Annotated in this window: 10 protein-coding genes; 6 read left to right on the top strand and 4 right to left on the bottom strand. The window is 67.0% G+C overall.

Annotation, left to right across the window (positions count from 1 at the left end; translation table 11 throughout):
• Complete coding sequence (locus I71_RS23435; RefSeq protein WP_042699085.1) at positions 1 to 1,557, top strand: hypothetical protein; 1,557 nt, start codon at positions 1 to 3, stop codon at positions 1,555 to 1,557.
• Between the two features lie 28 nt (positions 1,558 to 1,585).
• Here I71_RS23435 and I71_RS23430 read toward each other — a convergent pair whose 3' ends face one another.
• Positions 1,586 to 2,767, bottom strand: a complete 1,182-nt coding sequence (locus tag I71_RS23430; protein ID WP_049976291.1) for a glycosyltransferase — start codon at positions 2,765 to 2,767, stop codon at positions 1,586 to 1,588.
• A gap of 237 nt (positions 2,768 to 3,004) precedes the next feature.
• On the opposite strand from I71_RS23430, the gene I71_RS23425 reads away from it, so the two are divergent.
• The 5 genes from I71_RS23425 (at position 3,005) to I71_RS23405 (ending at position 10,229) form a co-directional block, all read left to right on the top strand.
• Positions 3,005 to 4,234 (top strand): glycosyltransferase family 4 protein, encoded by a 1,230-nt coding sequence (locus I71_RS23425; RefSeq protein WP_042699082.1) that lies wholly within the window; start codon positions 3,005 to 3,007, stop codon positions 4,232 to 4,234.
• Positions 4,231 to 5,520, top strand: coding sequence for an O-antigen ligase family protein (locus I71_RS38470; RefSeq protein ID WP_042699080.1), 1,290 nt, complete (start codon positions 4,231 to 4,233; stop codon positions 5,518 to 5,520). The genes I71_RS23425 and I71_RS38470 overlap by 4 nt, the downstream gene beginning before the upstream one ends.
• Positions 5,517 to 6,329: a glycosyltransferase family 2 protein gene (locus I71_RS38465; protein ID WP_049976290.1), complete on the top strand. Its 813-nt coding sequence runs from the start codon at positions 5,517 to 5,519 to the stop codon at positions 6,327 to 6,329. Before I71_RS38470 ends, I71_RS38465 begins: the two co-directional genes overlap by 4 nt.
• 503 nt (positions 6,330 to 6,832) lie before the next feature.
• Entirely contained in the window at positions 6,833 to 8,299 is a 1,467-nt protein-coding gene (wbaP, locus tag I71_RS23410; RefSeq protein WP_083897356.1) for an undecaprenyl-phosphate galactose phosphotransferase WbaP, read from the top strand.
• Positions 8,300 to 8,540: 241 nt separating this feature from the next.
• A complete protein-coding gene (locus tag I71_RS23405) occupies positions 8,541 to 10,229 on the top strand; it encodes an ABC transporter ATP-binding protein (RefSeq protein WP_159107425.1) in 1,689 nt (562 codons plus the stop codon).
• A gap of 32 nt (positions 10,230 to 10,261) precedes the next feature.
• Here I71_RS23405 and I71_RS23400 read toward each other — a convergent pair whose 3' ends face one another.
• From I71_RS23400 to I71_RS38460, 3 genes are all read right to left on the bottom strand, one after another.
• Positions 10,262 to 10,972 carry an FkbM family methyltransferase gene (locus tag I71_RS23400; protein ID WP_042699078.1) on the bottom strand — a complete coding sequence of 237 codons (711 nt, stop codon included), beginning with the start codon at positions 10,970 to 10,972 and terminating at the stop codon, positions 10,262 to 10,264.
• A 177-nt stretch (positions 10,973 to 11,149) separates the two neighbouring features.
• Positions 11,150 to 14,272: a M10 family metallopeptidase C-terminal domain-containing protein gene (locus I71_RS40670; protein WP_083897361.1), complete on the bottom strand. Its 3,123-nt coding sequence runs from the start codon at positions 14,270 to 14,272 to the stop codon at positions 11,150 to 11,152.
• A 136-nt stretch (positions 14,273 to 14,408) separates the two neighbouring features.
• Positions 14,409 to 14,939 (bottom strand): hypothetical protein (locus I71_RS38460; protein ID WP_042699075.1); only part of this gene is annotated, 531 nt, incomplete at its 5' end.

Genomic DNA, 14,939 nt, shown 5'->3' with positions numbered 1-14,939 from the left:
ATGTCCGGCACATCCTGTCCGCAGAGCCATGACCAGGCAGGGCTGCTGCGCCGGCTTGCCGCGGGGATCGGGGCGCAGGGCGCCGCGCAGGGCGCGCTGATCCTCAGCACCCTGTTGAGTGTGCCCGCCTTTCTGGCTGCCTGGGGCGGCGATGTCTTCGCCGACTGGCTGGTGCTGTCCGCCGCGGCCGGGCTGCTGACCCTGGCCGACCTTGGGGTCTGCGGCTATCTGGGCAACATGCTGCGTGCCGCCTGGGCCCGCGGCGACGAGGCGGCCGGACGGCGCGCCCTGCAGATCGGGCTGGGCGTCTACATCGTTCTGTGCGCCGCGGTCGCCGCCGCGGTCGCCACGGCGTCCATGCTGGTCGATGTGCCGGCCCTGCTCGGGGTGGTCCGGCTGGACGGAGCCAGGGCGACGTTCCTGATGCTGGCGCTGACCACCGTCATTCTGCTGCCCCGCAGCCTGATCGCCACCGTGCATTCCGCGCGCGGCCGTTTCCACCGCGAGGTTCTGCTGCTGATGCTGAGCCAGGTCGGACAGGTGACGGCCGGCGCGGTTGCCGCCCTTGCCGGTGGCGGACCAGAGGTCGCGGCCGCGGCTCAGCTCGCGACCGCCGTGTTTCTGGGCTGGGGAGCGCTTCTGCGGGATCTGCGCCGCCATGGCGACCTGTCGGCATTGCGCCCGCGGGCGCCGGATGGGCGGGAGATGCGGCGTCTGGCGGTCAAAGCCCCGCTCTATGCCATGCAGGTGGGCGCCACCATGGCGCTGGTTCATCTGCCGATCCTGCTGCTCGGCCGGCTGGCCCCTGCGGGCGCCGTGGTTACCTTCGCCACCACCCGGACCTTCGTCGGCCTGGTGCGCCAGACCATGCGTCAGGCCGCCACGCCGCTGGGGTTGGAGATGGCACGCATGCATGCGGCCGGTAACCGTGCCGCCGCCGGCCGCCTGTATGCAGCCAGCATGGCGCCGGCCGGCTGCATCGTTGCCCTGCTGGCCGGCGGGGCATGGTCGGCCGGCCCCGCCGCCTTTGCGCTGTGGACCCATGGCACGACCGCCTTCGATCCGCTGACCGCCGGAGCGATGCTGGCCGGAGCGCTGGTGCAGGTTCCCGCCTATGGTGCCGGGGCGCTGCTGCGTCTGGTCGATCGCCCGGGAACCGTTGCTGCCGTCCATGGGGTGGAAATCCTCGCCATCCTGCTGCTCGGCCTGCTGCTGATCCCGATGGCGGGGGCCGCCGGCGCCGCCCTGACAGTCGCCCTGACGGAAGCGATCCCCGCCACCCCCTGGTATTTGCACAGCACCGGCCGATTGCTGGGATGCCGGATGCTGCAGCCGGTTCTGCGCGCCTATGCGGTGGCGGCAACGGTCTTCCTTCTGGTTCTTCTGACCGCCGCCGCCATCGGCCGGCTTGTTTCCCTGAACACGGTCCCCGGGCTTGGCTTCTTCATGCTGCTGTGGATCGCCGCCGCTCCGCCGGCGGTGATCGCGACGTTGAGCGCCGGTCAGCGGAGCTGGGTCCGCCAGCAGTTGCCCGGCTTCCTGCGAAGGACCGGTTGACCCCGCCCGATCCGGCCGGTGCAGCGGGTCAGGTGCAGCGGCCGGGCGGACCGAGGGCGTCCCGCTTCAGGAGCGCCGCATAGGCGGCGGTCAGACGTCGGCCATATTCATCCCAGCCGCCGATCGCGGCGGTGCGCTCCAGAGCGGCGGACGACATCGCGGCCAGCAGGTCACGGTCTTCGTACAGACGGCGAAGACGGTCGGCCATGGCATCCGTATCGCCGACCGGCAGGATGAATCCCTCCCGCCCATCATGGAACAGGTCGCGGGAACCCGTATGTTCCGATGCGATCACGGGACAACCGCAGGCCATCGCCTGCGCCTGGACCAGCGCCAGACCTTCCTCGATGGACGGCAGCACGAACACACTGGCCCGCGACATCTCATGGACCACCCGCGACCAGGGCTGATGGCCGAGCCAGGTGAGCCCCGCCACCGGCTCCCGCGCGAGGATCGCCCGCCCTTCCGGGAGCAGGCTGCCGATCAGCACCAGCCGGGCGTTGGGGAGGGCCGCCTTGCGGAAGGCGCGCAGGAGATGGTGCAGCCCCTTGCGCACCCCGAGCTGCCCGACGAACAGCACACGGAATTCCTCGGCGCGCGGCGCGGTGCGGCCGAAGATCCGCCGGTCGACGCCGTAGGGTGCCAGAATGAGCTTTTCGGCAGGAACCCCCTCGGCCAGGAAGCTGTCCCGCACGAAGGAGGAGGGAACGGTAATCGCATCGGCCAGCTCATATTCGGCAAGGTCCCGCTCCACCGCGCGGGAATCGATGCCGGCATAGGGAAACCCCAGCCGCTCATGCTCCTCGCGCAGCAGCCGATCCTGGTACAGGATATGGGTGGAACCGGGATCGCAGACATAGACGATCCCCCGCTTCCTGGCGGCGGCACCGGTCTTCACCCCGATCCGGCATTGCGCCACCACGAGATCGCACTCGGGCAGCGTCCGGGCGACATGGGCATCCAGCGCGCGGTGCGCCCAGTTGGACCAGCGCCCTTCCATGGTACGGGCGAACCAGGGCCATCGCAGCAGGGCCATGTAGGGGGCCTGGAGCCAGGGAAAGCTGCGGATGCGGGATGGATCGACCCCGCTGTTGCGCAGCTTGAACTGCGGATAACCAGTGTAGATGGCGGTCAGGAGATCCCGCTTCTGCAATTCCCGGGCAAGGTCGAAATGGTGGAAACGGGCGATGGTTGAAACCACGACGCGCACCGGCTGTTCTCCCGACAAGACGCCACCCTGCCACGGATGGCGCGAATTTGTGCATCGTGCCATGCTGTATAGACAACGGCGCCGTGTGCCGGCAATGCATTCCGCACGTCCAAGCCGGCGGCCAGCCAGCCTTGCAATCCCATCGGCCAGCCGCTACTCAACAGCATCGCTGTTCAACCGGATACCGTCATGACATCTCCGCTCCCGTCTGTCGATCCGGGTCAGCCGACAGATCGCATGGCTCCCCCCACCGTTCCCCCGGTCCGCGTCGCAGTCCTCATCACCCACCCGGTCCATTACTCCTGCGCCTTGTTCCGGCGGGTCGCCCGCGAGCCGGGGATCGCCCTCACCGTCCTTTTCGGCAATGACGCCTCGCTGCGGCCGCATTACGATCCCGGCTTCGCCACGTCCATCGAATGGGACGTTCCGATGACCGACGGGTTCGATCATCGCATCGTTCCCGCCTGGGGGGCCGACGCCATTCCGGCCTTCTGGTGGCCGTTCTACCGCAACCTGCGCCGCATCCTGAAGGAAGGGCAGTTCGACTGGCTGTGGATCCATGGCTACAACCGCCCATCCCATTGGCTGGCGATGGCCTGGGCGTGGTCTCTGGGCATTCGCGTCATGATCCGCGACGAGGCGCACGAGGTCAGCCGCCGGCGCGGCCTGCTGAAGCGGACCATCAAGCCGCTCTATTTCGCGGTGCTGAACGCGGCGGCGGAGCGGTTTCTCGCCATCGGGTCGCGGAACGCCGCCTATTATCGCCAACTCGGGATTCCGGGCAGCAAGATCGTTTCCGTTCCCTATGCCGTCGACAATGGCTTTTTCCAGGCCGAGGATGGCCGCGGCCGGGCGGCCCTGCGCCGGGAACTGGGGTTGCCGGACGATGTGCCGGTGATCCTGTTTGCATCGCGGCTGCTGCGCCGGAAACATCCAGACCTCCTGCTGGAGGCGTTCCGCCGCTTGTCGCCGGCCGCCGCGGCACGCCATCCGCACCTGGTCTTCGTCGGCGTGGGCGAGATGCTGGATCCCCTGAAGGAGAAGGCGCGCGACCTCGACACGGTGCGTTTCGCCGGTTTCCGCGGGCAACAGGAACTGCGTCGCTTCTATGACCTGTGCGAGGTCTTCGTGCTGCCGTCGGTCGACGAAAGCTGGGGCCTGGTCGTGAACGAAGCGATGAATCTGGGAAAGCCGGTGGTGGTGTGCGATCAGGTGGGCAGTGCCCAGGATCTGGTCCGCCATGGCGAGAACGGCTTCACGATTCCCGCCGGCGATGTCGGCGCCCTGTCGGCTGCCCTGTCGGCGATCCTGTCCGATCCCGAGCAGGCCTCCCGCATGGGCGCGCTCAGCCGTGCCATCATCGACGAATGGGACTTCGAGGCCGACGTGCGGGGGCTGCGTCTGGCGATGGGCTTGCCGCCGCACCCCCTCCCGCACACCCAGCCGCCCCTCCCGGAGGCATCATGACCGCTGCAGGCGGAAAGCTGTGGACCCCCGGCCTCGGCATTCTGATCTGCCTTGCGGTCGGCCTGCCGATCGGCATGGACATCACTCTGGTCGGACGGCTGACCGGCACCGAGATCGTGCTGATACCGCTGATGGCGCTCAGGCTGATGACAGGGAGCCTGCCGCCCATCGAAGGGCCGGTCCGCACATTGCTGATCCTGACGCTCGTCTGGTGCGGTGCCCAGTATGTCAGCGACATCGTGAACGACAGCAGCACCGCGAACATGCTGCGCGGTGTGGCGCGCGCGCTGATGACCGCCCTGTTGATTCTTGGTTTCCTCATCTGCTGCGACAACCGGATGCGCAACATCCATGTGCTGTACGTCGCGATGGGGCTGGGGCTGATGGCGGGAGCCTACGTCAACCCGTCGACCTATACCGAAGCCGAGCCGTGGAAGTTCGGATACGGCACCGGTGCGAGCATGCTGCTGGTGGCGGGGGCGAGCTGGCTGTGGAGACAGCGCCTGCATCTTCCAGCCCTGGCGCTGTGCAGCGGCATCGGCGTCCTCAACCTGGAGCTTGGATTCCGCAGCATGGGCGGCATGGTCTTCATGACCGCCATCCTGCTGGGGCTGTCCCGGGTGCTGGGCACCCGCAGGCGCATCCTTTCGGCCTGGGGTGCTGCGCTGCGGATCGCGGTGACGCTCCTGGTGCTGTCGGGCGGCAGCGTGCTGATCATCGATCTGTATGCAAGCGCGGCCCAGCAGGGGCTTTTGGGCCAGGAGGAGCAGGAGAAGTTCGCCAATCAGGTCGACGACCGCGGGGTGCTGCTGTCAGGCCGGGCGGAATTGCCGATCTCCATCGAGGCGGTGAAGGAAAAGCCGCTCCTGGGCCACGGCTCCTGGGCGGAGGACGAGTATTACTCCACCCTTTACTGGCAAATGTCCGGCCTGCAGGTCGACGACATGATGCTGGAGGAAAGGGACCTCATCCCCACCCATTCGCACCTGATGGGCGCCTGGGTGGAAGGCGGCATCCTGTCGGCGCTGTTCTGGTTCTATGTCCTCTTCCTGCTGGCGCGAACCATTCTGGCGCTGGTCCACAACAGGTCGCTCGCCGACCCGATCGTCATCCTCACGCTGATCATGCTGGGCTGGGCCGTTCCCTTCTCTCCATATGGCCTGAGCAACCGGGTGATGAGCAGCTTCGCCATCGCGGTGGCCGCCACAATGCTGCGGCTGGACTCCGCCCAGGGATCTCCCGGCCCCGCTTCCGCTCATCGGACGCGGCAGGGAAGCGGCAGATGAAGATGTCCATCGTCACCCTCAGCCACAACCAGGCGAAGTTCCTGGAAACGGCGATGCTGTCGGTGCTCGATCAGGACCATCCGGACATCGAGTATATTGTGGTCGATCCCGGTTCGACGGACGGCAGCCGTGCCATCATCGAGCGCCATCGGCACCGGATCGCCCATGTCATTCTCGATCCTGACGACGGACCGGCGGACGGGTTGCGGCGTGGGCTGGCCGCCGCCACCGGCTCCCTATTCGGCTTCCTCAATGCCGACGACAGGCTTCTGCCCGGCGCGGTGACGCAAGCCGTCCGGGCCTTCGCCGCCAATCCGGAGGCCGACGTGGTCTATGGGCACGGCATCATCGAGGATCTCCGCATCGGCCGCCGCTATACGGCGCATGCCAGCCGGCCGCCGCTGACGTCCTGGATGCTGGCCTTCGGCGGCATCAGCGTCGTGCAGCAGAGCATGTTCTTCCGCACCGACACGGTCCGGGCGGCCGGCGGCTTCAATCCGGCCAACCGTACCTGCTGGGACGGCGAGCTTCTGGCCGAGCTGGTGCTTGCCGGGGCACGCTTCCACCGCATCGACGCAGTCCTGGCGGTCTTCACGCTGCACGGCGATTCCATTTCCGGCTCCGGCCGCCTCAATGGGGTGTATCGGGAGGAGCAGGCACGGATCGACTCCCGGCTCCTGGGGCGCGGGCCGGCTTCGGCCGATGGCCTGCACCGCATCCTTGCCCGGCTTCTGAAATGGTCGCGGGACCCGGCCGCCACGCTGTGGCGGCTGAAACGCGCCCTGAACGGTGGTGGAGAGCCCCTGTAGAGGAAATGCCGTTTCCGCTTCCCGGTCATCGGGCCACTCCTTCCCCCGGGCGAACCAGGCGTATCCGGCTGTCCGGAAAACGGGGACCGCCCCAGTTGGTGTGGCCGAGTCAGGCCGCCATGCCGATATCCTCGGCCTGGGCGTCCCCTCCGCCGGGTGCTGCCGTATGTACGGCAGTGGGACATTGAATCATGGGGCCTGTCCCTATTCGACTTGAGCAGAGTGCCGCGGTCTGCCTTAATCATGGGCGATCCGCATGCTCTTGCAGGGCGATCGTTTCAATCCCCTGCAGCAGGCCCTTGCAGCATGACGGTTCACCGTACGCCACTGGGAGGAGTGCAGTCCGGGGAGGTCGTGGACTGTAGCTGTCAGCCGGGGCATGATTTTCCGCCACACACCTGTTGGACATACAGGGTTGGGCGCAGGGCGCCGCGCCGCACTTCTTTCTGGATTTGCGCGCAAAAAGTGCATACATTCCGCTTCATTTTTTAAATTGCGATAGAATGTCGATCCTGCAAAACGATTCCTTGCATGTGCGCCAGGGTACGACCGCTTACTCCATCAGGTTGAGACGGGCCGAAGCCACGCGCTATGGCGTCATGTTCGCCATGGACGCCACCGCCGTTCTGCTTGCCTTCGGCGGGGCGGCGCTGTTCGCGATGGCGGTCAATGTCTGGGCCTTCGACCAGCCCTACCTCGACTTCATCGCCGACAACATGTGGAACCGGCTGGCGCAGTATCTGCCGCTGGCGGCCCTGCTGCTGCTGCGTCTCCACACCGCCGGGCATTACCGGCGGCGCCTGCCCGCCTGGACCGGGCTGCGGGACGTGGTGGTCGGATGCATGTTGATGCTGCTGGCCGATGGCTTCCTGATGTTCGCGCTCAAGCGGGATTTTTCCCGCCTGTGGCTGGTCGCGTCGTGGCTGCTGATCATCGTCCTGCTTCCGCTTGGCCGCCGTGTCGGGCACAGCCTGCTCGACAGCCAGGGGTTATGGCGGCTTCCGGTCATCCTGGTGGGCAGCGGCGAGACCGTGCAGGACGCCTGCGAGGCGCTGACCGCTGAACGCAGCCTGGGCTATGCGGTGATCGAGGTGCTGCCGCTGGAGCAGGTCGAGACGCGCATTGCCAGCCATTCCTGGTCGGAATTGTGCGAAGAGCAGGGAGCCAGGCTGGTGGTGCTGGCGCTGTCCGACACCGACATGCTGGGACGCGGCGCCCTGCTTGCCGACCTCGTGCGGGAACGCCTGCCCTTCGCCGTGATCCCGCCGCTGCGCGGCCTGCCCATTCTGGGCTTCGATCCGATCTATTTCATCGGTCGCGACGTCATGATGCTGCACGCGCGCAACAACCTGGGGCAACCGCTGAGCCGGGCGGTGAAGCTGGTTTTCGACATCGCGGTGGCCAGCATCCTCGGCACCCTGCTGCTGCCGGTGTTCGCGGCCTTTGCCATGGCGATCGCATCCGACGGCGGACCCGTCTTTTACCGGCACCGCCGCATCGGCCGGAACGGCCGCCCCTTCGGCTGCCTGAAATTCCGCACCATGGACCCGAACGCGGAACGGATGCTGGAGGCACATCTGGCAGCCCATCCGGACGCGGCAGCGGAATGGGCGCGCAGCTTCAAACTGAAGGACGACCCGCGCGTGACCAGGATCGGCCGCTTCCTGCGCGCGACCAGCCTGGACGAGTTGCCGCAGTTGCTCAATGTTCTGCGCGGCGACATGAGTCTGGTCGGGCCGCGTCCGGTCACGGCGCAGGAACTCGACTTCTATGGCCGCGACCTCGTGTTCTATCTGGAAACCCGACCGGGCATGACCGGCCTGTGGCAGGTCCGTGGGCGCAGCAACACCAGCTATGCCGACCGCGTCCTGTACGATGTGTGGTATGTGAAGAACTGGTCGCTCTGGCACGACCTTGCGATCCTGGCGAACACGATCCCGGTGGTCATGCGCCGGATCGGTGCATTTTGAACGGCCGCCATCCGGGCGGCCGTCATCGTCCAGGGCCCGTCCCCGCCAATCGCCCAGCCTGCGCGCGTCGGCTGGGCCGGATGCCAGTGAGCCGCGCCCGGCACCCCCACCGCGGCCAGGCCCCCCGGTCCGCCGAGCCGGGAGGCGAAGGCCGGAAAGCGGAGCAGGAATGAAGACGCAGGTGACGGATCGTGTGCCTGGCTTCCAGCCCGGCGGGGCTGAAAGCGAAGGAAAGGCCGCCGTGTCATCCGCCGTCCGGCGCTTCCTGGTCCTGCTGACCGCCTGCTATGGCCGGCGCCGCATCGTGCTGATGCTGGGGCTTGGACTGGTGGCTTCGCTCGCGGAAGGGGCGGGGCTGCTGATGCTGGTGCCGGTGCTGGATCTGGCGGGGGTCGGCGGCAACGCCAAACCGCCGGGCGGGGCACTGCTGACGGGCCTGGGGCTTTATCTGCTGCTGGTTGCGGCGGCGGCGTGGGTGGTCGCGGTCCGCAGTTCGCTGAGCACCGACCAGCGCAACCGCTTCATCGACCGGCTGCGCGGCGACATGCACGACGCGCTGCTGCATGTGTCCTGGCCGGTCTTCCAATCGCTGCGCGCCACCAGCATCAAGCAGATCATCGTCGGCGAGGTGGGACGCCTGGGGCTGTGCCATGACGCGCTGGTCAGCCTGGGTGTGGCGGCACTGACCATGCCGATGCTGCTGCTGACCGCCCTGCTGCTGTCTCCGGTCCTGACGCTGGTCACGCTGCTTCTGTCCGGACTGGCGCTGCTGCTGATCCGGCGCATCGGGCGCAGCGGCTTCGACATCGGCCTGCGCCTGGGCCGGGCGCATCAGGATATGATGGCCGATCTTACCGACGATCTGGCGGGGCTGCGCATCATCAAGGGGTTCGGGGCGGAGGCGGTGCGCAGCGGCGCCCTGTCGCGCCGGTTCGCCGCACTGCGCCAGCTGCAGTCCCGGCACAGCCGCATCCAGGCCTATGAGCATGCGGCGCTGGTGCTGACCGCTGCCGTGATGGCGGCAGTGGCGGTCACGGTGTCGGTCTTCTGGCTGGATCAGGTGCTGAGCGAGGCCCTGGTGGTGATCCTGGCCTTCGCCCGGCTGGCCCAGCGGACGCTGAGCAGCCTGCGCTTCTGGCGGATGCTGGAGACCGGCCTGCCCGCGCTGGTCATTTACGAGGAGATGCTGCAACGGCTGCGGGTCGGGGCGGAAGGGCCGGCAGATGGGCCGGACGGTACCCTGCCCACCTTCAGCCGCAGCCTGTCTTTTCGGAATGTGGGGCTGCGCACGCCCGACGGGCGTCAGGCGCTGGACGGAGTCGAGCTGGAGCTGCCCTTCGGCGTGCTGCTGGCCGTCACCGGCCCTTCGGGGGCCGGCAAATCCACCCTGGCCGATGTGGCGGCAGGTCTGGCGCTGCCCACACGGGGGACGCTGTCTGTCGACGGCGTGGAACTGGCGCCCGCCCTGCTGCCGTCCTGGCGTCGTCAGGTGGCCGTGGTGCCGCAGGATCCCTTCCTGTTTCACGATACGATCCGTGCCAACCTGCTGCTGGCCGCTCCGGATGCCGACGAGCCTGCCCTGTGGGCGGCGTTGGAAGCCGCCGCCGCCGCCGACTTCGTCCGCGCTCTCCGGCAAGGGCTGGACACGGTCGTCGGCGAGCGCGGCGGCGCCGTGTCGGGTGGGGAACGCCAGCGTCTCGCCATCGCCCGCGCCCTGCTGCGCCGCCCGCGTCTGCTGATCCTGGATGAAGCGACATCGGCGCTGGATGGCGGATCGGAAGCCATGGTGCTCCGGACCCTGGAACGGCTGCATCGCCAGACGACCGTCCTGGCAGTCACCCACCGCGACCAGACCCGCCGTGCCGCCGACATGGTCCTGGAGTTGGACGGGGGCAAAATCTCGCGGTTCGGACGGCAGGACGGTCCATGAGGGGAAGGGGGCAGGCCGGCTCCCCGGTCAGCTCACGCGCGGTGCCCAACCAGACGCCGCAGCCGTCGCCGGATTCCACGGCAATATTTTACGGCCGCCGCCCACAGCATATGCTGCGGGCCTATCGGAGATCCGCGATTGATGAAAAGGACGTCCGTATTGTTCAATGAAAAATCCATGATGTGAAATCCAATTTTTCGCATTCTCTCCTTTACCGCCTCTACTCTCTCCAATGTATCTGGATATATGAAGCTGTGGAATTCGACGCTGATCTGCCTTATATTCAAAAGCTCTTCAGGATTTGCAGACAAAAACACATCAAGCTCAGAACCCTCGATATCCACTTTCAGCAAATCGACGGCTTCGATGCCACAACGGCGCCGAAACTCCTGCAAGGTCACAGTTTCGACATCGACGGCTTGGCTCCTCTGCTCCCCGTCGTGGCGGTCGAAGGCACTGGGACAACGATCAGGATAGATGTTGATCCTCATCGTGCCGTTCCTGTCGGATATGGCGACAGGCAGCAGGGTCAGGAAGCGGTGCCTGTCGATCTTCCGCACAAGGTCCGGAACCGGCTCAGCCGAAAACACCCGGCAGCCATAGCGCCTGATGATGGCGTGCGAAAAGACTCCGCCATTGGCCCCGAAATCCACCACCACACTGTCTTCATCAAGAATTTTGAAAAAAGAATGCTGGCATATCTGATCGATCCCAATAACACTCCACCGAAGCAAATCAAGCAAAGCACCCTCCAGAGAAAATATCGGGAAGTCGTTTTGTGTATTTTTAAAAATACGTCGGCACGCGACTGAAAATTAAAGTATTTATGAAATGATCGCAACGGGGTTTTGCAATCGGATACCGGATCGATTCCGTGTCATTTCAGGACAGATGAGCCGATCGCGGTCCCGATCCGCAGCCTATCCCACGCTCGCCGCCAGCACCCCGTCCGTCGCCATGGCCAGCCCGGCGGCGGACGGACGGACATAGCCGATCGGGTTGGGGCGGGATTCGGTGCGGCCATACTGGATGAAGTGGACCAGCGCCTGCTGCTGGTCGCTGCCGAAGGCGCGCTGGAGGTCGGGGTTGGCCATCAGGTAGGCGAGCGCGTTGAAGCGGGTCGGGCGTCCGTCGGCCTGTCCGCTCGACTGGTAATGAGCGGTGGCGGCCACGGTGTCGGTGCCGAAGGTTGCTGCCAGATCCGGGTTGGCGGCCAGATAGCTCAGCGCGTCGAAGCCGGCGGCGTCGCGCCGCGGCGTGTTGCCGTAGAGCACGACATAGAGCTTCACCTGCTGTTCGCTGCCCGAGAAGATGCTCAGCAGGTCCGGGTTGGCCAGCAGATAGTCATGGGCGTTGAAGCTGGTGGCGCGGTTCTCCAGCCGGCCATAGCGGATGTAATGCTCCTCCGCCCGCACGGGGTCGTTGCCCATGGATGCTGCGAGGTCTCGGTTCGCCGCCAGATAGGAGAGCGAGTCGAAGCTGGTGGCCCGTCCCTCCCGCCGGCCGCTGGACAGGTAATGGCTGGCCGCCTGGGCGGTGTCGGTGCCGAAGGCCGCCGCCAGATCGGGGTTGGCCGCCAGATAGGCCAGGCTGTCGAAGGTGATGACGCGCCCCTCGGTCCGGCCGGAGGTCGCATAATGGCGGGCGGCGGCAGCCGGGTCCAGCCCGAAGGCCGCCGCCAGATCGGGGTTCGACACCAGATAGCCGTAGCCGTCGAACCGGGTGCTGCGTCCTTCCCGCTGGCCGCTGGACAGGTAATGGCGGGTGGCGGCCGTCGTGTCGGTGCCGAAGACGGCAGCGAGATCGGGGTTGGCCGCCAGATAGGCCAGCGGGTCGAAGCTGCCGGCCGACCGCCCCTCCCGCCGGCCCAGCGCCAGATAATGCCGGCTCGCCGCCGCCGGATCGTAGCCGAAGGCCGCCACCAGATCGGGGTTGGCGGCGAGGTAGGAGAGCGGATCGAAGGACCGGGTCGCCCGCCCTTCCGCCCGGCCGGCGCGCAGGTAATGCTCGCGCGCGGCTGTCGTGTCGGTGCCGAAGACGGCGGCCAGATCGGGGTTGGAGGCGAGATAGGCCAACGGGTCGAAGCCGGCCATCGTCTCGGCCAGCGTGGTCACCCGCAAGGTCACGGTCTGGCCGCTGACCGCCCCCTGGCTGTCGGCGACGGTGTAGGCGAAGGAACCGGGCGACGCCGGGGTGCCGGATGGCGCCTGATAGGTCAGGCCGGCCAGATCGGCGGTGCCGAGCGTCATCCCGCCGGTGACCGCGGCGCCGCTGGCCAGCCGGAGCGCGCCGGCGGAGGGCAGCCGGGTCAGCGTTACCGTCATGCTGTCGCCCTCGTCCAGGTCGCTCGGCCGGTCGATGGCGAGAGCGATGGCCGGCCCGCCTTCCAGGGCGGTCAGGGTCTTGTCGCCCTGGACGATCGGCGGCCGGTTGGCCGGGCGCGAGGCGATGGTGAAGCCGATCCAGCGGCTCCATGCCACGCCGTTGTAGGCGCGCACCGACAGCTCGTCGATGCCGGGCAGCGTGGAGGCGGCGAAGGTGACGCCGGCGAAGGCCGCCGCGGTCAGCGGCACCACCGCGCCGGCACCTTGAGCCGCCCCGCCGACCATGATCGAACCGGCGCCGTTGGTGTTGTCGACCAGCTCATACTGGGTGACGAGACCGCCGGCCGGATCGGTTGCCGTGATCAGGTTGGCGAGGCTGATCGAGGAGCCGATGGTGACCCGGCCGGCCTTGGCGACGACTGCCGGGGGCAGCAGGCTGATGCGGGTGTCGGCGAACAGGGCGTATTCGACGTCGGTCAGCGTGTCGGTGCCCTCGCCGCCACCGGAGATGGTGGCGCCGTCGGAGGTGACCGTGACAATGTAGGAGGAGCGGCTGCCGTTGTAGACTGCGGTGTCGCTGCCGCCGCCGCCCTGCAGCGTATCGTCGCCGCCGCCGCCGGTCAGCGTGTCGTCGCCGGCGCCGCCGGTCAGCAGGTTGTTGGCGGTGTTGCCGATCAGGATGTCGTTGCCGGCCCCGCCGATGGCATTTTCGATGGTGACGCCGTCGGCGATGGCCACATTGCCCACCGCCAGCCCGCCCGAGCCGTTGGGGCCGATGGAGCTGAAGGCGCCGGGCGTCAGGTCGATGGTGACGGCCGATGCCTGTCCGCTGGCGTCGATGCTGTCGGTGCCGCCGGCGTCCCAGATCGCCTGGCTGACCGCGGCCGTGTTGCTGGCGAAGACGTAGCGGTCGTCGCCGATGCGGGTGGTGGTGTTGGCGCCGTACAGGTACTGGGCCGCCGCGATGTCGTACAGCGCCGGCCCCGTCGCCAGCCCGTTCAGGCCCAGGCTGGGATGCCGGTTGTAGGACATGATGGTGTAACGGTAGTTGTCCTCGGTCGAGGACAGGTAGGGCGGCGTGCCCCCGCCGCCGGTGGCGTTGTAGTTGCCGGGATGCTTCAGCCCGATGGCATGCCCGATCTCGTGCAGGATGGTCAGGTAGCCGTAGGTCCCGGACGTCGGGGTGGTGTTGGCGGCACTGCTGTTGGCAAGATAGATGTCGCCGCCGCCGTCATAGAGCGAGCCGCTCGGATAATAGGCGTAGGCGGCGCTGGAGCTTTGCCGGTTGGTGCCGATGCGGATCGACCCGCCCTGACCGCCGTTGGCGCTGTCGGAGGTCTCGACGAAGAAGATGTTGGCGACAGCGCTCCAGGTGGCGAAAGCCTGGCGCACCGCGTCGCGCTGCACGGCGGACAGCGGCGCGAAGCCGGTCCCGTCCGAGCCGGAGGCATAGGAGGGCAGCTGCTCCATGAAGCTGTAGGTGACGCTCGCCCCGGTGCCGACGGCACCGCCACCCCAGCGCGGCGTTCCCGGTGCCAGCAGGGTCGAGACGGTGGAGGACACGACACCCTGCGGCGACAGCCCTTGCGGGTCCGGGCTCGTGGCGACGGAGCCGGCGATGGGAGCGGCACTCCAGCTGGCAGCCGCGCACAGCAGGCAGGAACAGGCGGGCACGGTGCCGGCCGGTGCATCGGAGAGGTCGGAGAGGGTGGTCGTCATGGCCGGGAGCGGATCCGCGCCGCGACTCTGCGGCGGCGCCATCCTACAGCCTTTCACCCCCCGATCGAAAGGGGAGGCGGTCCCGGACTTTTTTTCTCACCGACGGGCGCGGGGCCGATCGTCCGCTCCCAACCCGTCATCCCTTCATCTTGAGATAGATTTTGGAGACCGGGAAATAGCGTCTGTGGACATAGATGGCCTGCTCGGGTCTCAGGATGCCTTTCCACTCGCCATAGATGTCGATGTTTTCGTGCTCGATGCCATAGCGCTTGACCAGGACGGAATAGATGCTCTGGTCATGGCGATGGTTCTTATGGTCGCCGAAAATAGCGCTCTTGATGCAGGCATAGAGGAAGCCTTCGTCCACATAGCGCTGGAACCGTCCGTTGGGTTTGTACCCCTGGATTCCCGCACATATCTGATTGGCGTTCTTTTCCTCCTCGGACGCGCCCATGATCCTGAAGCAGAGATCGTGCGTCCAGGTCTTGTTCTTATGCGAATCCCCGACGACGAAGATATGGTTCTTCTCGATCTTCTCGTAAATGTCCTTGATGTCCCTCACCAGCATCGCGCCGGAATCGAGGTAGAAGATGTTGTCTCCGTAGGATGCCGCATCCTTGATGACGAAGGTCTTCCAGGCATACTGCTTGGGCGTGAGGAACTCGGG

The sequence above is a fragment of the Azospirillum sp. B506 genome, from assembly GCF_000333595.1.
Lineage (GTDB): Bacteria > Pseudomonadota > Alphaproteobacteria > Azospirillales > Azospirillaceae > Azospirillum.
Note: the sequence above shows the minus strand (reverse complement) of the source record. Positions and strands in the feature narration are given on the sequence as shown.

What these genes read in the sequence shown, in the direction of transcription:
- I71_RS23435 (WP_042699085.1), top strand. Translation starts at nt 1, where the DNA reads ATGTCCGGCACATCCTGTCCGCAGAGCCATGACCAGGCAGGGCTGCTG.
- I71_RS23425 (WP_042699082.1), top strand. Translation starts at nt 3,005, where the DNA reads ATGGCTCCCCCCACCGTTCCCCCGGTCCGCGTCGCAGTCCTCATCACC.
- I71_RS38470 (WP_042699080.1), top strand. Translation starts at nt 4,231, where the DNA reads ATGACCGCTGCAGGCGGAAAGCTGTGGACCCCCGGCCTCGGCATTCTG.
- I71_RS38465 (WP_049976290.1), top strand. Translation starts at nt 5,517, where the DNA reads ATGAAGATGTCCATCGTCACCCTCAGCCACAACCAGGCGAAGTTCCTG.
- wbaP (WP_083897356.1), top strand. Translation starts at nt 6,833, where the DNA reads ATGTCGATCCTGCAAAACGATTCCTTGCATGTGCGCCAGGGTACGACC.
- I71_RS40670 (WP_083897361.1), bottom strand. Translation starts at nt 14,272, where the DNA reads ATGACGACCACCCTCTCCGACCTCTCCGATGCACCGGCCGGCACCGTG.